The sequence below is a fragment of the Pseudomonas shirazensis genome, from assembly GCF_014268785.2.
GTDB lineage: Bacteria > Pseudomonadota > Gammaproteobacteria > Pseudomonadales > Pseudomonadaceae > Aquipseudomonas > Aquipseudomonas shirazensis.
In genome coordinates, this window is sequence record NZ_JABWRD020000001.1 from 1549552 (window position 1) to 1567744 (window position 18193).

The 18193-nt window shown below is 60.4% G+C and carries 20 protein-coding genes and 1 pseudogene; 1 reads left to right on the forward strand and 20 read right to left on the reverse strand.

Annotated features, from left to right (window positions below):
• Positions 1–68: 68 nt before the first annotated feature.
• The 11 genes and pseudogenes from HU736_RS06805 to HU736_RS06850 all read right to left on the reverse strand — a co-directional run bounded on the left by HU736_RS06805 (position 69) and on the right by HU736_RS06850 (position 9709).
• On the reverse strand, positions 69–353 hold the full coding sequence (locus HU736_RS06805; protein ID WP_186699198.1) for a hypothetical protein: 285 nt from the start codon (positions 351–353) through the stop codon (positions 69–71).
• Positions 350–712: a hypothetical protein gene (locus HU736_RS06810; protein WP_186699196.1), complete on the reverse strand. Its 363-nt coding sequence runs from the start codon at positions 710–712 to the stop codon at positions 350–352. Before HU736_RS06810 ends, HU736_RS06805 begins: the two co-directional genes overlap by 4 nt.
• Positions 709–1335, reverse strand: coding sequence for a glycoside hydrolase family 19 protein (locus HU736_RS06815; RefSeq protein ID WP_186699194.1), 627 nt, complete (start codon positions 1333–1335; stop codon positions 709–711). Before HU736_RS06815 ends, HU736_RS06810 begins: the two co-directional genes overlap by 4 nt.
• A 57-nt stretch (positions 1336–1392) precedes the next feature.
• Positions 1393–1671, reverse strand: coding sequence for a tail fiber assembly protein (locus tag HU736_RS06820; RefSeq protein ID WP_186699192.1), 279 nt, complete (start codon positions 1669–1671; stop codon positions 1393–1395).
• Positions 1664–2002, reverse strand: a complete 339-nt coding sequence (locus tag HU736_RS06825; protein WP_186699190.1) for a hypothetical protein — start codon at positions 2000–2002, stop codon at positions 1664–1666. Before HU736_RS06825 ends, HU736_RS06820 begins: the two co-directional genes overlap by 8 nt.
• Positions 2002–2616: a hypothetical protein gene (locus HU736_RS06830; protein ID WP_186699188.1), complete on the reverse strand. Its 615-nt coding sequence runs from the start codon at positions 2614–2616 to the stop codon at positions 2002–2004. Before HU736_RS06830 ends, HU736_RS06825 begins: the two co-directional genes overlap by 1 nt.
• 856 nt (positions 2617–3472) lie before the next feature.
• Positions 3473–3778: a hypothetical protein gene (locus tag HU736_RS06835; RefSeq protein WP_186699186.1), complete on the reverse strand. Its 306-nt coding sequence runs from the start codon at positions 3776–3778 to the stop codon at positions 3473–3475.
• A complete protein-coding gene (locus HU736_RS22025) occupies positions 3775–4773 on the reverse strand; it encodes a phage tail tip fiber protein (RefSeq protein WP_367615292.1) in 999 nt (332 codons plus the stop codon). Before HU736_RS22025 ends, HU736_RS06835 begins: the two co-directional genes overlap by 4 nt.
• Positions 4774–5247: 474 nt before the next feature.
• Positions 5248–8148: pseudogene (locus tag HU736_RS06840) on the reverse strand (TipJ family phage tail tip protein); the annotation flags it as partial.
• A gap of 59 nt (positions 8149–8207) precedes the next feature.
• Entirely contained in the window at positions 8208–8810 is a 603-nt protein-coding gene (locus HU736_RS06845; protein WP_186699182.1) for a tail assembly protein, read from the reverse strand.
• A gap of 458 nt (positions 8811–9268) precedes the next feature.
• Entirely contained in the window at positions 9269–9709 is a 441-nt protein-coding gene (locus HU736_RS06850) for a superinfection immunity protein (RefSeq protein ID WP_202883891.1), read from the reverse strand.
• 278 nt (positions 9710–9987) lie between these two features.
• On the opposite strand from HU736_RS06850, the gene HU736_RS06855 reads away from it, so the two are divergent.
• The gene (locus HU736_RS06855) at positions 9988–10248 is read left to right on the forward strand and encodes a hypothetical protein (protein WP_186699179.1); all 261 of its coding nucleotides are present in this window, start codon (positions 9988–9990) and stop codon (positions 10246–10248) included.
• 142 nt (positions 10249–10390) lie between these two features.
• Here HU736_RS06855 and HU736_RS06860 read toward each other — a convergent pair whose 3' ends face one another.
• From HU736_RS06860 to HU736_RS06900, 9 genes are all read right to left on the reverse strand, one after another.
• Positions 10391–11146, reverse strand: a complete 756-nt coding sequence (locus HU736_RS06860) for a C40 family peptidase (RefSeq protein ID WP_186699177.1) — start codon at positions 11144–11146, stop codon at positions 10391–10393.
• Between the two features lie 2 nt (positions 11147–11148).
• The gene (locus HU736_RS06865) at positions 11149–11898 is read right to left on the reverse strand and encodes a phage minor tail protein L (protein WP_186699173.1); all 750 of its coding nucleotides are present in this window, start codon (positions 11896–11898) and stop codon (positions 11149–11151) included.
• Between the two features lie 9 nt (positions 11899–11907).
• Positions 11908–12246 (reverse strand): phage tail protein, encoded by a 339-nt coding sequence (locus HU736_RS06870; protein ID WP_186699170.1) that lies wholly within the window; start codon positions 12244–12246, stop codon positions 11908–11910.
• Positions 12246–15683: a phage tail tape measure protein gene (locus tag HU736_RS06875; RefSeq protein WP_186699168.1), complete on the reverse strand. Its 3438-nt coding sequence runs from the start codon at positions 15681–15683 to the stop codon at positions 12246–12248. Before HU736_RS06875 ends, HU736_RS06870 begins: the two co-directional genes overlap by 1 nt.
• 3 nt (positions 15684–15686) lie before the next feature.
• Positions 15687–15938, reverse strand: coding sequence for a DUF1799 domain-containing protein (locus HU736_RS06880; RefSeq protein ID WP_437180455.1), 252 nt, complete (start codon positions 15936–15938; stop codon positions 15687–15689).
• 62 nt (positions 15939–16000) lie between these two features.
• Positions 16001–16384, reverse strand: coding sequence for a phage tail assembly chaperone (locus HU736_RS06885; RefSeq protein ID WP_186699164.1), 384 nt, complete (start codon positions 16382–16384; stop codon positions 16001–16003).
• A gap of 9 nt (positions 16385–16393) precedes the next feature.
• Positions 16394–17053, reverse strand: coding sequence for a phage tail protein (locus tag HU736_RS06890; protein ID WP_186699162.1), 660 nt, complete (start codon positions 17051–17053; stop codon positions 16394–16396).
• Positions 17054–17092: 39 nt separating this feature from the next.
• Positions 17093–17521, reverse strand: coding sequence for a phage tail terminator-like protein (locus tag HU736_RS06895; RefSeq protein ID WP_186699160.1), 429 nt, complete (start codon positions 17519–17521; stop codon positions 17093–17095).
• On the reverse strand, positions 17518–18192 hold the full coding sequence (locus HU736_RS06900) for a hypothetical protein (protein WP_186699158.1): 675 nt from the start codon (positions 18190–18192) through the stop codon (positions 17518–17520). Before HU736_RS06900 ends, HU736_RS06895 begins: the two co-directional genes overlap by 4 nt.
• Position 18193: the final 1 nt, after the last annotated feature.

Genomic DNA, 18193 nt, shown 5'->3' on the forward strand with positions numbered 1-18193 from the left:
ATCGTTATAGCTCAAGAACGTACCCTGTATGGACCTTAGGCAGGCGAAGCACTCGAAACTGCCATAGGCTATCGACAGGATGCTACAGCAGCTTCGAGCACGCGCTCGTAGCCAATTCGTTGCCGGCGCTCTGCCAGCAGTGCTCGCACTTTCACCTCCAGATTGTCGGCCTTCCGCAGGCCTTCGGCAGCCCACGGTGGAGCCAGCACATCCGGAGCGCGGCACGGCACCTGCACGGGAACCTCGACGCGGATGTACTGGGGTTCAGGCTCCGCCCGCCCCGCGCAGCCGGCCAGCACGCAAGCGCCTGCGAGCACCCCCACCCCGTGCAGGAATTTGACTGCAATGGTCATAGGCCAAGCTCCTTGTCGATGATCGAAGTGGCGGCGGCACACTGGTCACCCCCGGTCCTCTCCTGCTGCAGGCGGTTCGCCGCGGCGTAGTCCGCCTTCGCGCCGACCTCAGCAGTCTTCACGACCTGCTCGGCGGCTGCCTGGCGACCGGCGGCGGCAAGCATCAGGTCGCCAATGGCCTTGCCCTGCTCGGTGGCCAGCCCGGCCAAGTTGTCGCGCGCGGCAGTGCACTGGGCAACCTTGGCCTGCTGATCATCCAGCAGCGGGCGGAAGTGGTGAGTTGTCGCCCGGGCGCCCACGGTGATACCCAGCAGGATAAGCAGGCCGGCCCCAGCAAGGCGCAGCACCCAGGCATTCATGCCAGCACCCGCACGGCGATGTCATACAGCGCCTTGCGCTCAGCAGCGCCATGCGGAACGCGGCCAGGCTTGCCAGTATTGATGATGCTTCCGATGTCCTGAATGCGGCCGGCATCGGCCAGCTCGTTCAGCCCGTGCTTCGCCCACCACCAGGCAGCGGACTGTGCAGCGTGCTCGGCCTGCTCGAGCAGTTCCGGCTGATCCTCCAGCTGCAGCCCCAGCGCGGCGCCCGCCGCTCGGTAGTTATCGCGACCGGTGAGCTGGATCAGGCCACGCCCTCGGTAACGCCAGCCATCGCCCGATGATTCGGGGCCATTACCCATCCGACCGCCGTAGACGCGGTTGGCGATTCTCTCCGGCTGCCGGGCATATGCCGGTGCAGTCTGGGCAGTGAACCTGCTGGGCCAGGTGCGCACCAGCGCTTCGGCGCTATAGTTGAGATTCTCCACCAGCACGCGCAACTGGCCGGACTCATGGCCGATCTGGGCCAAGAAAGCCGCGGCGCGCAGCCGACTGTCGATCTTCCAGCGAAGCGTGGCCCGGTTCAGCGCGGGCAAGAAAATGCCCGCGACAGTGCGGGCCTTGGGCAGAACCTGCAGCAGCTGCTGCGCGGTGATGGGCATCTGTGGTTTCTCCAGGCAAAAAAATACCGCCAGGCGGCGGTTGTGGATTCGTGCGGATCAGGCCGGCGGCGCAGGCCAGTCGATAGTGGCCGGGTAACCTGACTGATCAGGCAGGCGGTTCAGCGCCACGCGGTAGCGCTTCCATTGTTTCAGCGCAGCAGCTTCAAGTTCGGTCGCCTCATCAAGGTCGACAGCGTCCTGCAGCGGCGCGATGGCTGTGTCAGCAGAGGCCCGGCGTTGTGCTATCTCAGCTACCACCGCGGCGAGCATCTGCTCGGCGGCTGCTTGAGCTTTCTGCTCTGCCGTGATGACTTGGGACCAATCGATATTATTCATCCGCAGAAACCTCTGTCAGCGGCAGTGCTGGCTGCAAGTTATAGATCGGGAGTGCAACGGGGCCATTTCGGGTGATGGTCATCGGCTCAGGGAACCGGGTGGCATGAGGTGCATTGGCTCCATGCGGGATGCGGATGGTCAAATGAAGTTCGCCATCGATGCGGCTGACTTCACCTGGGAACCAATCGGACAGTACAGCCTCTTGCGGGAGGGTTGCCCCCTCGGCCAGAGGACTGAAGTCGAAAGCCTCACCATTGACGTAGAGGGTGTCGCCATCCCGATCCAGCGTGAGTTGCTCGTCCATACGGACGGGGGATAGAGTCAGTTGCATCAGTACCACCTTCCCTTAGCTGTAAATGAGAGCACAGTTGTAACGCCAACCGCGCGCGAGAAAGCGTCCACGAATCGAGCCGTAGCAGAGAAGTTAGAAACCCCTCCCCCAATTCCTGCCCAGCTTGCGCCAGTGGCAATCCTTCCGTTAACACTCACTGCAGGGGGGGAAGAGAACGGCATCGGGAACGTCCAGCTCCGAGTACCAATGAAAAGGCTTCCATACGTAATGTCGCAAGCCTGATCCGTCACCGTGGCGTAGAGGAAGCAGTCCATGGTCCCGTCGGCGTACTTGGTGTATTCGCCATTGGCGTTGCTACCTCGTTCAAAAATTGCGCCCGTCGGGACGCCGCCGGCCTGGCTGACCTGGCCAACAATCGCGGCAACAGCTGCTGTCCCAAGTTGCAAACCCGATCGCGCGAGCGCCGGGGTAGTCCCCCCAGTACCTCCCTTTGTGACGGGCAGAGCCACCGGCAAGTTCGTGGCGCCAGCGCTCCCTGCCAGCCAGTCATAGAGCTCGTTGAAGTTGGAGATCGCTTTAATCCAGGCGCTGCGGCGATCATCACCGCCAGCCCCCGCCGGAGCGATACCGAGATTTATCGCTTGTTTGGCCATGTGCATTTGACTCAATTAAAAGGAAATGGAAGTCCGTTTGTTCTGACCACTAGCGCGGTCGGGAATCGATCAATCGGTATCTGCCGCCAATAGTTGTAAGGGGCGCCACCTGTAATTGTTTGAGTAGTGACTGCGGCGATGGTGAACATAAAGCGTACGCCTCCAGAATAGCCAAAGGCGCCTTCCTGACACCCATATTCAAACCCTCCAAGGCCAGAGTTCGACCCATTACAAGCCGCACTTCTAGAAAAATTTATATATGCGGCCAGCTCTCCCCCACCTAGGGGCACATCAACATAAGACTTCATGACTGGTCGACCGGGGTTGCTTACCGAGTTGTAACCACCAGTGTACGCCGTGTATCGTAAATCGCTGCCTGACGCCACCCGAGCACCAGGCTCAGGCGCTCTGATCGAGGCAAGGATATTGAGCGGCGGCTGCGAAGAATTAAATGACAGCCTACCGTCGGACTCTATGAAGCATTTCATACCTGTGATCGGACCCGCGTCGCTCATCAGGTCAAACACAAAGCACTTCGTACTCGCTGAGGCGCCAACGAACAAGAGGGTCTTAATGCCGTTCTCGAGTATTTCCCCACAGGGGCTTCCGTCTCCAACCAGAAACGCCATCGGCGAAGTCCACCCGCTCAGCGAGATTCCGTATATAGGTTCTATAGGACTGCTTTCTGCCCAATTGGCGCCATTGTTGGGATCTAGCTGATCCGACCTCAAATACTTCATAGGCCAATGCGCCACCAGCTGTAGGTAACCGCTTTTCTTCAAGCCGTAGCAGATCCTTTCGGTGTCAAACAGGAGTGACTGGTCCTGCTCTCTGTAAGCAACAAACTTGCCTGCCATTAGTAGTACCCGTAGAAGATCCTGCAATTGGCTGCAAAATAGCCCCAGCCGTTGGTGCTGAAAGAATAAGCCCAGGTCATGGTGTTATTGGATATCGTCACGCCTGGCTTCTTGCCCCGCTCCCTATTCAAATCGACTAACGCCACGACCATATAGAAACGCGACCTGCCCGAGGGAAGAGCTGGAAGCGTTGCGCTTCCATTCTGCCCATTAGTGTCGATGCTCCCCATGGTCTGGCTGATGAACACTGTCATGTCAGTCATGACAGTGCCATCTTCCATGAACGCAAGAAAACCTGTGCTCATATGCCTATACCCATCTTGGTCGCAGGCCCACCATTGGCGTAGTACGTGTTCACTTGGCCATTGGTAATCAGGGTGGACCCGTCATTGCTCTGGCCGCGCAATGTGAACGTGCCAGCCTTGAAGTTGATTTCAAGGAGGGGTAGTCCCTGAGCGTTTAGCGTCTCCGACCTGATCGTCATGCCGGCGACAATCTCCTGGATGAAAGCTACGTTGATCACCGCTTGGTTGATGAACACTTGGCCGTTTTGCACAACGAAAGGCAGAACCATATCGCCGTTCACACCGTCCACGATGGCCAAGCGCTGTGCCATCAGCAGGATCTCACCCACCTCCCCATTGCTACCCTGCACGATGCCAGTGGCCACCCGCCGGCCGCTGGCGTTGGTTTCGGTCTTCCAGGAGGAAATGGCCGAGACCTTGCCGTCGACGCCGGCGACTGTTTCGCTGATGGTCTGCACCGAAGCGTTCACCTCACCGAACTGGGCTTGCACCGTGTCGACTCGCTTGCCGGTGGCGATGAATTCGTCCGTGCGCGCCGATTGCTCCGTCCACACGCCGACCAAGCTGCCTTGCTGGCCAGCCATGCCAGAAGAATCGCCCTCCATCTCCGGATTCACCTGAACGTAGATTCCGTCTAACCGGTTGGCCTGCGCGGTGATGGCCGTACCCTGCTGATCCACAGTCGCAGCCATCTGACTGATCGCGGTAGCTTGACCTCCTACTGCGCGTGCCGACGAGCCAGATACGAAAGGCGAAGGCACATTTCCCTCGCCAATCCGCTTCTCGATCATGACCGAATCGACCACGACCGCCCCGCTGGCTGCTGCATGCCGATTCGGATACAGCAACAGGGACACTCGGGCGCTATCGGTGACAGTGATCGGGAATGTGACGCGCGTGCGCACAGTGGTGTACGGGATGTTGGCAGAGGAACGTGAAGCGCCGTCATACAGGCTGGCCATAGCCAGCCCAGCGGCGCTCCCCTGAATGTACATCGAGACGAGGTACACGCCAGGCTCAATCCGCACGTTCCAGTGAGCCGCAGCATTTGTCGGCGAGAACACGAAGTAGGCTGATGCGTTCGTCGTGGAGTAGGCCAACGAGTAGCCGAAGCCAGAGTCTGCAGCTGCCACCGCCACGCCTTCACGAGTAACCGCGTTGCCGCTAACCGCAGGCAAGGTGGCCGACGTGAGCCAGCTGTACGTATCTTCCAGCAGGTTTGTGCCTGCCCCGCCAATGTTGCCGACGCTCGCTTGCAAGCTGGTCAGGGCCTGTCCTTGGCTGGTGATAGCGCCGCCTTGAACTGTCACTTTGTTGTCCAGCGCCTGAAGTGCGGTCGAGTCAGCCTTCCCCGCTACCTGATTGCTCAGGCCCGTTATGGCTTGCCCCTGACTGGTCAGCCCCTGCTCTGTCTGCGTCACGCGGGTCGAGAGAGAGTTGACCGTCGACGCATCAGCTTTGCCCGCAAGGCTCGACTGGACGCCGTCAATGCGCAGCGCCTGAGCCGTCAGCTTCCCATCCTGCTCGGTAACCTTGGTCTCGACCGTGCTCACCCTCGCGGCCAGCCCATCAGCCGTCCGCACTGCCTGGCCAACATCGGTCCAGTAGGTGGCGTTCGGCGGCGGGGTGTTGACCGGTACCGCCTTCTTGGCTTGGTACAGCTTACCGTCGTCGCCCAGCACACCCTGGTCAATCTCGTAGGGCTGGTCGGGTTTGTAAGGCATCGAGTCAGCCAGGTCTGCAATGCTGTCGATCTGCTCCTGCAGCTGATCGTTGATCGCCTGGAGCCGGTTGTTCACCGATCCGGGCATGGTGGGTGGTCCAGAGATCAGCGCGATGTCCTGGCGCAGCGCTGGATAAAGCGCGCCGTTGCCGATCTTGTCCTTGAAGTACTCCTCATATTCTGACTGGTTGCTGCTGGATGCCCCCGGCACGCCCGCGGCGGCGGGATACCACGGCCCGATGTTGCCAGAGCGGTCGACCAGGCGTGCCCAGAAGAAGAACTGCAGGCCGGCGGCGCCGAGCTGCAGCGTGTGGTCCTGCTGCGGGTAGGCGAAGTCCGCGAGCTTGGTCGCCGACTCGCGTGCGTTCGTCTTGCCGTACCAGATCTCGGTGCGCTGGGTGTCCTCGGCGCCAGCCGGGAATCCCCATCCCAGGCCTATGGCGTAGACAAGCGGCGTTGCTGTGAGGTGCGTAACTGCCGGCGGCAGACCTTCTTTGCCAGCCAGCTCGGTGAGCATGGAATCGCGCCAAATCGAAGTGATGTCGAATGCGCTCACCGCCCTCACACGCGCCAGGTAGGCGCCAGCGTAGATGCCAGTGATGTCGACGGATGTTGCGCCGACGCGCTGCAAACGGATCCAGTTGCCGTTGTCCTTGCGCCACTCAACGTCATAGGCGACCGCGCCCTCGACAGCTGGCCACTCGATCGTCATGGTGCTGACCGCAATGCCTTGGTCAATCGCATACCCGGAGGTAAGGGTAACGCTGGCTGGAGGTGGCACCGTGGTGATCGGGATGACGCTGATCGGGCGCTCTTCCAGCTTGGCGCCATTGTCGATCGCGGCGAACTTGCTCGGGTTGAACTCCAGCGCGGTGAACTCGTACTCGCCTTCGGTCGTGCGCTTGCGTTTGAGCACACGGAACAGTTGCACGGCCAGGTCGCTGTAATCGATCGCCCACTGCAACTGCGGCTCGGGCTGCAGGGTGTATGCCGTGGTGACCGTCACGGTGCGGCCAGCCACCGACTGCACGGTCCTGGCCTGAGCGGTACCGTTTGGCAGATTGACGATCAGGCGGTCGCCCGCTTTCACCGGCGTGTCACGGTCCAGTGTCACGGTGCGGCCCGCAGCGGCGGAGATACGGCCACCATTCGGCCTGCCGGCGACCAGCTCATCGGCCACCGGAATCACAAAGCCCGGTAGCACCGCCGCCCCTTCCATGCCGGTCTTGAAGGAAACGGTCCGGTCTTGGTTGTTGCTCAGCAGCGCCCACTTACCGCGGCGCTGGGCCTCGCTTGCCCGAGTGCAGCCGATTGCCGATATCTCGATCGGCCGATCCCGGTACCGGCGCTGCAGCGCGTTGTCGGTAACCGGGATGACGTCGGTGTCGTAGTTGTTGGCCGGGTTGTCGTAGCTGACCAGTGCGCGGCTGTAGTGCGTGTCCCGCCCGGCGCCGCCGTACACGAAGTCGCCGTCAATCACGTTGGAACGGGTGAAGGTGTAGTCGATGTCCTGTGCCCGCGGCATATCCGCCTGCATGTACAGCGAGCCCTGCGCCCAATACACCATCCCACGGTAGATCGCAGAAAGGTCACGCAGCAGCGTCCAGGCCTCAGCCTTGCCCTGCAGGTTCAGGTCGCACAGATAGCGCGGCTCCATCCCGCCCACGCCGTTAGACACCAACTGATCGCAGTACTGACCGATGCGGTACATCTCCCACTTGTCGACCATCCACGGCTGGATTCGCTTGCCCAGGCCAAAGCGATCATTGACGCACAAGCCGTAGGTGGCCCAAACAGGGTTGTTCGTCCAGGCCTGCTTGAAGGTGCCGTCCCACACGCCGGTGTAGGTCCGGGTCACGGGATCGTAATTGCTCGGTACCGGCCAGCGCTGGCCGTTGCAGTTGACGGTCACAGCCGGGATATTCTGGAACTGCTCGGCGTCGAACTCGATGTAGAGCAGCGCGGTGTTCGGGTAGCGGATCTTCTGGTCGATGATCTCGGTGTAACCCGCGATAGTCATCGTGTCGGCGATCAAGCCGTCGTTTGCATTGGGCGTGATCCGACGCACTCGAAAGGACCACCCCGTGGTGGCCCGTGGGAGGTCTACCGCCTCAGATCGTTGATAGCCAGAGGTAGTCTTGCCGTCGACCGCTCCGCGAAGAGCCTCTACAAACGATCCACCATCAGTCGCAATATCGATTGCGTACTCGATGCGGTAACCGTTTGTGTCTCCACTGCTCTTGTCCTGTCTCGCCAAGCGCGGCCAGGCGAATCGCAGACGAAGTCTGGAAAGCTGGGTGTTACTCAGCGCTCTCGTGAAGGGATTATCGCTGCGCAGCTCGACGTTGACCGTGGTCTCGTTCTCGATCGACGGGATGCCCTTGATGTACTCCTGCTCGACACTGCCTGGCCGCCACTCCCACTTCACACCCGGGAAGTTGAGGTTGCCGCTGGCGTCCATGATCGGCGTGTTGTCGAGGTAGATGTCCCGCGCGCTCGGCGTCCCATCGAACTCCCCCTCGCCCACCGCCAACAGGATCTTGGCAATGTTGGTCGAGCGCAGGCTGTCCGGCGCCTCTACCGGGGTTTTCGGCTTCTTCTCGCCACCTTTTTCCCCGGCAATCACCAGGTGAGCTGCTGCGCCCATGCTTTCCTCCAGGCGTAAAAAAACCGCTCGAGGCGGCTGATGTTGTTTCTTGCGGGCTGCTACGCCTTGTCTTGGGCGTAGATCGAGGCGGAGATAATCGCTCCGCCCCAGCGGCGCCTGCCGATGCAGATCGGCACAGGGTTGCCGCTGGCCGTGGTGTTCTTGGCGGAGCCGAATGCGTATGAGGGCATGTTCGCAGGACTTCCGCTCTGGGAGAGTCCTTTGGCTTGTGGGCTGAGCATCTGGATCACGCCGCCTGCCACGAGCCCAATGCCCGCACCAATAAGTGGCGCACCGAACGGGGTCGCTGAGAAGAAAAGGCCAGCCACAATCATCACTGCGCCCAAAATCGTCTGCAGAATTCCACCACGTTTGCTACCACCGATCACCGGCACAATGCGAATTTCGCGGGCTCCCCCTCTTGATAGATCACTCTCGCCGACGTTCCTCTTATTCCGAAAAATAGCAAAGCGTATGCCCAGGCCACTGAGCCGTTTAATCTCCTCTTCGAACCCTGGCACTGTCGCTTTCAGCGCACGAAAGACCTCCAGCACGCTCCCCTCTTCGAGCAAGCGGCGATGCAGCCTCCCGAACTTCTTCGCGAGGGATCCCGACAGCTTGATCGAGGTCAGAGGCTCGTAGTGAGCAGCAGTTGCGATCATGATCTCTCCAAAATAAAAAACCGCCCGAGGGCGGTTATGTCAGCGGTACTCAATAAACGGTCCGATGTAAACGCCACCGGCATCACCACTTATTCGATACAGGCTTGTCTGGCCAGCCTCCACCTTCCCGGTTATCGAGCGCACAGCCATTCCGCTGCACAGCCCTGACTCCGCAAGGCCGATCCCGATGTTTGGTTGGCCTGGCTGTAAGTAAAAACTCGCCCGCTGCCCGGGGCCAACTTTGGCCGATCTGCGGCCATCGATGTAGACGACGACATCACAGCCTGATCCAAGAGCGCCTGAATCCCGGACTACAGTCAACGTCCCACTGACCCCAGCAGGCTTCTGCTGAAAAGCATAAAGCTCATCGACAGGAACAGGTTTGGCCTCGCCGACGGGAGTAGCAGATGTGGCACATCCCGCAATTAGGATAAGCCCCACGCATAGAAGGAAAGACTTCATGCGACCCCCTCGGCAGCCAAGTCGCTACCACAATGCTTGCACTTGATCGCCACGGCCAGCACCTCTTCTCCACAGAAAGGACAGTCTTTCTTAGGCTTCTGGCCAGTATCGACAGATGACTCGATAGTAGTCCCGGCGGACTCGGGGGAGTGTGCCGTGATCACTACTGGCGATGGATTTTTGAACGCCCACACCAATGCGGCAACCCAGCCCAATAAGCTCCACCCAAGGAAAAAGTTGAGAGCGGCAATAGCTCCTAGGTTGTTACTTTTCCGCAACCCCGCCTCAATTGTGGGGAGCATGTAGAAGGCAGGCACAAATATGATCCCGCTAAAGGCCATCAGTGTGCCGAAGGCATTCAGTCCTCCTCGCTCGGTTCCCATGGCGAAGCTGAAGAATGCGAGAAACCCCAAAACAAGTAGTCGAACGACGAACATTTGAACTCCATGCTCACTAGCCACGGCCCCTCCATGACAATGACAGGATGCTATCACCTTGCGCTAAGTGTTCGAAATCCAAAACCAAGACCCCAATGGCTGGACGAAGGCTTAGGCTAAGCGCCGCGCTCCTCGCTCCTGTCCACCCATCCAGCGTGGATGAAATGCCAGTACCGCGCCACTACAGCTGCGTAGTAGCGTTGCACCTCCCAACGAACCGCCCCGGTCCGTTGCCGGAAAGCCCATGGACTGGGGTATCTATGACCTAGGAGGTCGAATTGTCCTACGAACCGATGACACAAGAACAAGCCATCAACCAACTCGTGACTGTTGTCTTGGCTCTCGCTCACTCCCAAGCTGCTGTAAACCATGACCACACTTTAGCAAGGCTGGGTGGAGCAGTAATAGCCTGCCGCAACAGTGGTTTCGGCGACGGTTATGCCCTGCAGATCTTTGAACAAGTATTCCCAGGTAAAGCACTTCCAATTGTGCTCTCTGATGAAGAGTTCGCTAAGAAGCAGCGCGAGCTGGGGCAGTAATATTGCCCTTGGTGATGGTCGAAGCTGCTATCAATGCCTCGTTGATGTAGATGCGACCATCACCCCCTACGATAAATGGCAATGCAACTGGCTTCACTTCCGATGGTTTTTTGTTCATATCCTCTCCAGCGGCCGTACCGCTTCATTTTGCGTCCCGATGACGCAACAAAAGACGTGCCCGGGCGAGCCAAGGCCCGCCGAACACGATGATTTCTGATGGCCTGCCGTACAGGTGGTGCAGCAGGAACGGGCCGGGCCCGAACACATCTGCTTGCTCGCCCGGTAGTGCCGGTTCGATGCCTAGGAAAATTCCCGCGTGGTTTGGGTGCGCGGTTCGGCCAACGGCCATGACGACCATGTCGCCGCGCTGCGGCTGGCTGACATGGTAGAAGCCAGCCTCCTCGTAGGCCTGCTCGTACAAGCTCGGTCCCTCGGCGCTCTCCCACCAACCGTCCTCACGGACGTAGGCTGGAAACTCCAAACCCCACTCACGCTGATACCAGTCCGCACAGACCTGCCAGCAATCCCATGCCCCGTGCACGAAGGGCCGGCGCAGCAGCGGCGTTTCGCCCGTTGGGGTGATGGTGCGCAGGTCGCCCTCCGGCCATGACAGGATGTGCCATGGCAGCCCCGTTGCCTCGCACATGGCCAGGTCACGCGGCGACGGCCGACTGGTCGCATCTGGATGCGAGTGCACGACGCCGATCACCTCGCCGTGGTCTTCGGCCTCGGCGTACTGCTCCGGCGCGATCCGAAACTCTTCGGTCGGCTCGGTGGCCATGTTCGTGCACGGGTAGTAGACCTGCTTGCGCCCCACGGCCAGCAGCAGCCCACAGCTCTCGCGAGGGTATTCCGCCGCTGCATGCTGCTGCACTGCGGCAAGGATGTGTTTGCGCATGATCAGCTCCGAGCGATCAGAGACACGGCTGGGAAGCCGCCGAATGGAATTTGATTGCCTTGGCCGAACCGCACGACGCAGCCCGTATCCAGACAGCCATTGCACTCGTCCTTGGCGGGGTCGTCCGTGGGGTTCCCGTCGAAATCGAAGTACGGCCCGGTGTAGCCGCAGTCCGGCCCACGGTATCCGTTTGTCATTGCCCAGTGGCACAGCGTGGTCATCTGGCGCCCGATCGTCTCACCGCCCACATCGCCGGGGCTGGCAAGCTCCCAAGCTACGGTCGCGCCGTTCTCCTGGGTTTTCTGGTCTATGAACCAGACCTCGACACTCTCTTCAGTTGGCGCAGCATCAGGATTGCCGGCGGGGAAATTCCTGGCATCAAGGTACTGTGTCAGGGTTAACCGAAGCGTCAACCTGAATTCGAGCAGGTCGTCGAAGGCTAGGCACAGCGCGGTTATTCGCCCGTTGACGTTGCCCACCTGCAGAGTGGGTCTAACCGCAGTGCCATCCGAGTTGGCTTCGATGCCCTCGATCTGCATCGGCCATGCGGTGTACTCGTTGCCCTGCCACCAGATTGACTTGGCGGGCAACTGATCCGCATCTGCGCCAGCTGCCGCTAAATCCTCCGCCGTGTGAGGAATTGCGTGCCCATGGAAGCGCAGCACATCAGCGCCGTAGTCCGAACCGTCCAATTCGAACAGCAAGACCTCGTTTCCAGGCTCCAGCAGTTGGATATCGCGAATCAAAGACATGAACTGACCTCAAGGATGGTAAGCACGCTGGAACGTGGCAGTTAGCTTGAATATCCCACCACCGACAGGGGTAGGCTTGGGATCGGCACAGGTGAACAACCCCAGTGCGCCCATAGGCGTTTTCCAGAGGAATGCTTTGGCGCCTGCATGTCGGTCCAGGAAATCAGAAGCCTGCTTGATCTTCGCCTTCGGACCGGTGACGGTGATGGGGTAGCTGTCTTCCTTGTTGTTCGGCCCATCACCCACAGTCTGCTTGTAGCCGCCGCCAAACTTGGACTCGCGCACCCGATAGCTGACCTCCGGAGTTTCTCCGCGCTGGATGGACCAGCGGAATGTCTCGATGGCCATTACCTTCTCCCCTGTGAGTTTCGATAGCTGATACCGCCTGGTCGCCAGGAGTCAGCTACTGCCTTCTCGCCGGCGGCCTTCATCTGGGCCTGCATGTTCTGCTGCAAGGCTTGCTGGTCCAACTGCATGCCCTCACCGCTGCGGTCCTCGGTGACAAGCGTCAGCGACATGGGCATGGAGATCGAGGTCCCACCACCCCCGCCTACTGCCCGCACGCCGAGTTGCCCACCGGCGGTTCTGGTCAGCGGCATGACAGCTTCATCACCAGCCTCCCCCATCACGCCCATGCGTCCTCCGGCCATGCCGAAAGCAGTGGGCGTACTGACGATCGAGTTCGTGAAGGCGCCGCCGTCAGCGAACATCTGCACGCCCTGTGACCATGCCCCGCCCAACGCCTGGGGGAAGTAGGCACTGCCATATCCGGCCTGAGATGCGCCGAGATTGGACGACACAGCGCCTGCTGAGCCCGCTTCCATGCCGTTGCCCGAGCCCCCGCCAAAGTAGGCGGATGCAGCCGAAACCCCAAGGTTGACCAGTCCGCCCAGCAATCCAGAGGCCGCCTGCCGCGCAGCGATTCGCGCCATGTCAGCGATGATGGATCTCGCGAAGTCCGCAAAAGAGGCCTTCCCGGTCATCGCGAAATTGACGATCGAATCCTCCATGGAACTGAAGGCATTGCCGAACAACGTCTTAGTCTGGCCAGCAATGTTCTTGGCGCTATCGAGGTAGTTTTCCCACGCAGCCGAAGCGCCCTTGGTCCAATCACCCTGGGCGGCTTCGACATCGGCGTAGTTCTGCTGGATCTGGTCCGTGGCTTTCTTGTTTGCTGAAGCCAAAGCCTGAGATTTGCGCTCGAACTCAGCTTCGGACATGTTGCGCGACGGGTCAGAACGCTGATTTTCCAGATCGAGCACCTGCTGCGCATATCGATCCTGCTGGGTGTTCAGCTCCCCGTTGAGAGCGTTCTGCCGGTCGCCGCGCCCTACTCCAACAACTGCCCGCTGACCCGCAAGCTCCAATGCTCTCTGTTGCTGCTCGAGAGCCTGCACGTAGCTTGAGATCGCTCGCTCCTGCTTGGCCAGCCGTCCTTGCTCATTGGTCGCCAGGACAGAAAGCTCGGTGTCAGCATCCTTCTGGGCTTTGACCATGGCAGCGCGAGCGTCCGCGATCTTCTGGTCAAGCTGGATCCGCTGCTGGGCGGAGGTGCTACTGCGCGCCTTCGCATCCTCCAGCGCTTTGATCTCGGCCTCGTAAGCGTTTGTAACCTCGGCCTTCTGCTGCTCAACGATCGCTGCGCGCTGGGCTGCATATGACTCCTGCGAGATCAGGCCGGCTTTCTGCGTCGCGTCCAGTTCTTTCTGGTTGTTTTTGTACTCGGCCAGGATGGCGGCCAAGGCGTTCTTTTGGTTGTTAAAGCCTGCGAGATCAACAGTGCCAGGGCGCCCCGCGGGATCTTTGTATTTCTCAGCAATGTTGCTGCGAACCTTTTCTATGGTTTCAGGATTGAGCCTGGCATCGTCTGGATTTTTCTTCCTGATTACATCCAGCGATTTCTCGTATTCCTTGAGCTCCTCGCTGCGTTTCTTGGAGTTGGTCCAGGCTGACTTCTCCAAGGCATCGACCTTGGCCATAGCCTTGATGGTTTTCTCGTTGGCTTCCGCCTCCTGGCGGTCGAATGCAGCGATATCTTCTTGGGCTGCCTTCTTGTCCTTCAAAAATTGAAGCTGGTCGGTATAGAACGTGACCATTTCCTTCTGATTTTGGAAAGCCCCCACATCGCCGCGCTGCGCGCTAGCCAGGTTTTCCTCCATGCGGGCAATATCATCATCGATGCTAGATCGACCGATGTTTTTCAGATTGTCCGCCGCCTTGGCTACCGCGTTGTAGCCACGCTCCCACCAGCTCAGATTCTCGATGATCTTCGGAGTGCGCTCGTTGATGGCGTCCGCAAACGCTTCGGTGGCGAGCTTGACGGCTTCTGCGTGCTTGCCCTGCTGCTCAAGTGCCGTAATCTGCGAGTAGACAGAACTCGTCAGGTAGTTGTACTGGGTATTCAACGCTACCGATGCTTTGACTGGGTCGTCCGCCAGCTTGACGAACTCGGCAATGGTCTCGGAAACCGCCTTGCCTGTTGCCTCCTCCATCGATACAGCTGCCTGCGCAACATCCATGAAGCTGTCGCCTGCGATCTTACCGCTACCGGCCAAACTCGCCAGAACCGATGCAGCTGCCCCAGTTGTGCCAACAGTCGCGCTCACCTGTTTGGCCAGACTGCCCAGCTGGTCGGCCGTAAGCCCGGCGGAGTTACCCGTCAAGACCAGGGCGTTGCTATAAGCATCGGTCTCTTCAGTCCCCTTGTAGAAGGCATATCCAAGCGCTACCGCAGCAGCAGCCGACACGGTTAGGGGGGTAATCAGACCAAGGATGTAGCCGCCCAAGGCGCGCGCGGCTGGACCAAGCCCGCCGAACATATCCTTAAGCTGCCCGCCCTGCTGCAGCGCGACCATGGTGATAGGCTGGCCTGCTGCGATCGATGTGAAGATATCGGTGAACTGAGCAGGAACGCCGCGCAGTGCCGCAGCTGTAGCCTTCGCGGTCATGCCGGTCTTGCCGAGCGCACTGTCTGCGGCGCCAAGCGCGGTGCGCGCCTGGTCGATCTTCGTCTGGTACTCGCCGAAGGCTTCAGCATCAAGCGCGCCGCTCGCACGGAAGCCCTTAAGCTTCTGCTCCATGGCGTCCAAGCGGCCCATCGCTGCGACGGTGGGGTCTATCTTGCCAAGCAGCTCATCAAGTGCCTGGCCCTGATCACGCTGGGCTGCGGCTGAAGATTTGGCCGACTGCGCCAATCGTTCTTCAGTCGCCAGCAGCGCCTGTGCTCTGCTGTTGATCGCGGCCTGTCGTGAGGCATTGTCCGATAGAACGGCGTTGGCCTGCCCAGTAACTTCGACCGTTTGCGCAGTGGCCCGATTCAGCGACTGCACATACTCGCTTGCCTCCAGCGAGGCCCGTGCCATGGCCAGAAGCCTGGACTGCTGCTCCTCAGTGGTCTCGGCAGCACGGCGCCCTGCCTGCGCGCCAGCATCCGTGGCAGTGGTCAGCGCTGCTTGTGCTTGGCCAGCCTGCGCGGCCTCGGCCCGGAAAGCCCCCATGTTTGCTGCAGCGCTGCTGAACGCTGTGGAAGCGGTCGTGACAGCTCGACTCACGGTGGCCATCTGCTGCGCCAGCTCAGCCTGTTTGGCGTTGAGGGCCTGCAGCTCTTGAACGATCTGCCGAGTGTCGCCCTGCAGGCTTCCAAGAGCTGCTTCCCATGCGCGCCCGGTTTTTCCGGCTGACTCTTCGCTACGCTTGCCGGCGTCCGTCAGCTGGTCAAGGTTGTCCTTCGCCTCAACAGCATCACCGGAGTCGATCTGGAGACCGAGAGAGGCAATGGTGGTCATGATCTACTCCAGCGATTCGGCCATGACGGCCAGGGCCTCGACCTCCATGACGCGGAGATCGGGGAAAATTTCAGTGAGGTCGCGGCGCTTGATGCCGAGCATTGAGGCCGTCGTCGGTATGGCGGTGTAGTCAAGCCCAGATGGACCGCCCGGCCCGAGCCGCCACTGTGTGCCCATGGCATCAAACAGGCGGAAGGCAGGCCAAGCATCTGGCCACACCTCCACTTCCTCTTCCTCGATGTCGTTTGGGGTCAGGCCAAGGGCCGCCAATTGCTCAGCAGATGGCCCTTGCTCATAGCAAGCCCGGGCCGCCGCTCTCAGTTTCCCAAGCGTGCCGGGCTGTAAGCCGCTTGGAATGCATCGATCACGGCCTTGGGGGCGCCCGTGCAGGTTCGCACCAGGTCAAGAATTGCCTCTTGGCAGAACTCATCCTCCAAGTCCCAGCCCGCGACGATCTCCCCCAGTTGCTCGGCTTGCAGAGTGATCTCCCCTGCAGTCACCACTTCCCAGCTGGCGTCCTGCTCCTTGGCCTTTTCGGCCCAAGCGTCGCGGGCCTTGTTCCAGCGGTCGAACATGCCGGCCAAAGTCACCCGATCCATGTAGCGGAACTCGAACTCCACTGGCACCGCCTCGCCGCCGATGCGCGGCACCTGCACTGGAGCGGTAAAGGTTGGGTTTTGCGCAATCTTGATCTTCGCCATGAGAGCCCCTTACGCGCCAGCCAGGTAACGAAGAGAACGAGCCGAGAGACCCACGCTGATAGTGCGGGTCATCACGTTGTTTCGTTCCATGGTTGGATCAGGGGTGATGCTTACGAAGCCCGGGTAAAGGATCTGGTCGCCGTTGCGCAGCTTCATGCGAATCACGGCCAGCTCCTTGGAGGCGTCGTAGCCCTCAACGGTACCGACGTAGGGTGCAGTCGGTTGGTCCTCGACAACGATGGTGAGCGACCGTGGGTTGCGGTTGGACGGATACTGCTTGTCATCATCGTCTTCCAGGTAGCCCACCGTGGTGTACTGCTGTTCACCGCCGGCAGAAGTGAATGAAGTCACCTTGGAGATTTGCACCCAGTCGGAAACAGGCAGAACCGAACCGACGCCAGCCCCTGCTGTGAAGTATTCGGCATCGCTGGTATCCAGGCCGGCCAGCGCAAAAACGTCTTCTGCGACTCCGGAGGCTTTGACCGCGCGGTCATTGATCTGCGCCCAGCCAGAGTTCACCAGCAAAACGTCGCCGTTCTGGATCGTGTGATCTGCGGCAGTAGCAACTGGGGGCTTCGCATTGGTCAATGCAGTGAAAGGGACAGCAGCGCCAATGACGCGTGCGATCTCCAGCACGGCGCCGTTAGGCAGCGGGAAGCGTGCGGCCATGGGGTATTTCCTCTTGAAGGTTCGCCTGGTGGCGGGTGGTTATGCCCCTACGGGCGATTGGTCCGCGACGCCGCGGTAGGTGAAGCTGGCCGGGACCGTGTAGGTCGCCGATTCGGTGATGGTTGGGCCCTGGTCAACTGGCTCGGTGACTAGGCCTTCGAAGCCGTTGCGGCTGATCGTCGAGTCCACCCGGAAGAGGCTCGAAAGCTCGTCGACCAGGTTCTCAGCGGTTGCCAGGGGCTGGCCCGCAGGGCAGACGATGCTCACCTGGTAGACACCGGTGTACTCGTAGGCTTCGCCGCCCAGGTAGCGGCAGGTGGTGCCCGCCGGCAGCTGGAACGCTTGTAGATAGGTTTCGTCGACCCCGGCCTCGAATCCTTGCTCGAAGTTCGCGACCCGGATCGGGAGCGCCGCGGCCCAGGCCATCAGCTTGATCTCGATGGCCTGGCGGGCTTTTGCTTGGCTCATACGCTGTTGTTCCTGATGGCTTCGTCGACGATGCGTTGGAAGTTGGCCAGGGTCACCCTGACCATGCCGCCGGGCGCCTGAGTCGAATGGCCATACTCAAGCGGAACCGCATATGGGAGGTTGTTGACAATGTAGGCCGTCTGGCCGATGGTCAGCGCCTGCACTTGCGTGATGAGCGCGGTAAGCGCTTCGCTACCCGACGGGTCGATTCGGTCGAGCTCTTCGGTAGCCGGCGAATCGATAGAGAACTGCCAGTTGCCGCGGAACCGTCCACCGACGTAGCCCTGGCCCGCTACCAATCCATTGGTGGCGAAGTTCTGCTCGCGCTCGGTCTTGGTCAGTGGTTTGGCGTACTTCACGCCTTTGCGCAGATTGCCGGCCTTGGTGAAGTTGTCCTGGTTCAGGTTGATCAGGGTGTTGCGTACAGCGACCTTGAAGTCGTAGTCATCGGCAGCCTTGTTTGCCTTGGCCCGGTGGGCCACGTTGGCCGCCCACAGCTCCGGATTGCCGACCGGAGACATGCGGATCACGCTGCTGCCGATCTCGATCACAATTTCGCGGAAGGTGGCGTCCAAGGCTTGCTCCGCCTGCTCGGCGAATGCCCGGATAGCCTCGGCGAATCCACCCTGCTGACCACCGTACCGCTGGGCCATGTGTGAGCCGCGTGCCATA

Excerpts from the sequence above, each read along its gene's own strand:
- HU736_RS06805 (WP_186699198.1), bottom strand. The coding sequence starts at position 353 with ATGACCATTGCAGTCAAATTCCTGCACGGGGTGGGGGTGCTCGCAGGC.
- HU736_RS06810 (WP_186699196.1), bottom strand. The coding sequence starts at position 712 with ATGAATGCCTGGGTGCTGCGCCTTGCTGGGGCCGGCCTGCTTATCCTG.
- HU736_RS06815 (WP_186699194.1), bottom strand. The coding sequence starts at position 1,335 with ATGCCCATCACCGCGCAGCAGCTGCTGCAGGTTCTGCCCAAGGCCCGC.
- HU736_RS06820 (WP_186699192.1), bottom strand. The coding sequence starts at position 1,671 with ATGAATAATATCGATTGGTCCCAAGTCATCACGGCAGAGCAGAAAGCT.
- HU736_RS06825 (WP_186699190.1), bottom strand. The coding sequence starts at position 2,002 with ATGCAACTGACTCTATCCCCCGTCCGTATGGACGAGCAACTCACGCTG.
- HU736_RS06830 (WP_186699188.1), bottom strand. The coding sequence starts at position 2,616 with ATGGCCAAACAAGCGATAAATCTCGGTATCGCTCCGGCGGGGGCTGGC.
- HU736_RS06835 (WP_186699186.1), bottom strand. The coding sequence starts at position 3,778 with ATGAGCACAGGTTTTCTTGCGTTCATGGAAGATGGCACTGTCATGACT.
- HU736_RS22025 (WP_367615292.1), bottom strand. The coding sequence starts at position 4,773 with ATGTACATTCAGGGGAGCGCCGCTGGGCTGGCTATGGCCAGCCTGTAT.
- HU736_RS06845 (WP_186699182.1), bottom strand. The coding sequence starts at position 8,810 with ATGATCGCAACTGCTGCTCACTACGAGCCTCTGACCTCGATCAAGCTG.
- HU736_RS06850 (WP_202883891.1), bottom strand. The coding sequence starts at position 9,709 with ATGTTCGTCGTTCGACTACTTGTTTTGGGGTTTCTCGCATTCTTCAGC.
- HU736_RS06860 (WP_186699177.1), bottom strand. The coding sequence starts at position 11,146 with ATGCGCAAACACATCCTTGCCGCAGTGCAGCAGCATGCAGCGGCGGAA.
- HU736_RS06865 (WP_186699173.1), bottom strand. The coding sequence starts at position 11,898 with ATGTCTTTGATTCGCGATATCCAACTGCTGGAGCCTGGAAACGAGGTC.
- HU736_RS06870 (WP_186699170.1), bottom strand. The coding sequence starts at position 12,246 with ATGGCCATCGAGACATTCCGCTGGTCCATCCAGCGCGGAGAAACTCCG.
- HU736_RS06875 (WP_186699168.1), bottom strand. The coding sequence starts at position 15,683 with ATGACCACCATTGCCTCTCTCGGTCTCCAGATCGACTCCGGTGATGCT.
- HU736_RS06885 (WP_186699164.1), bottom strand. The coding sequence starts at position 16,384 with ATGGCGAAGATCAAGATTGCGCAAAACCCAACCTTTACCGCTCCAGTG.
- HU736_RS06890 (WP_186699162.1), bottom strand. The coding sequence starts at position 17,053 with ATGGCCGCACGCTTCCCGCTGCCTAACGGCGCCGTGCTGGAGATCGCA.
- HU736_RS06895 (WP_186699160.1), bottom strand. The coding sequence starts at position 17,521 with ATGAGCCAAGCAAAAGCCCGCCAGGCCATCGAGATCAAGCTGATGGCC.
- HU736_RS06900 (WP_186699158.1), bottom strand. The coding sequence starts at position 18,192 with ATGGCACGCGGCTCACACATGGCCCAGCGGTACGGTGGTCAGCAGGGT.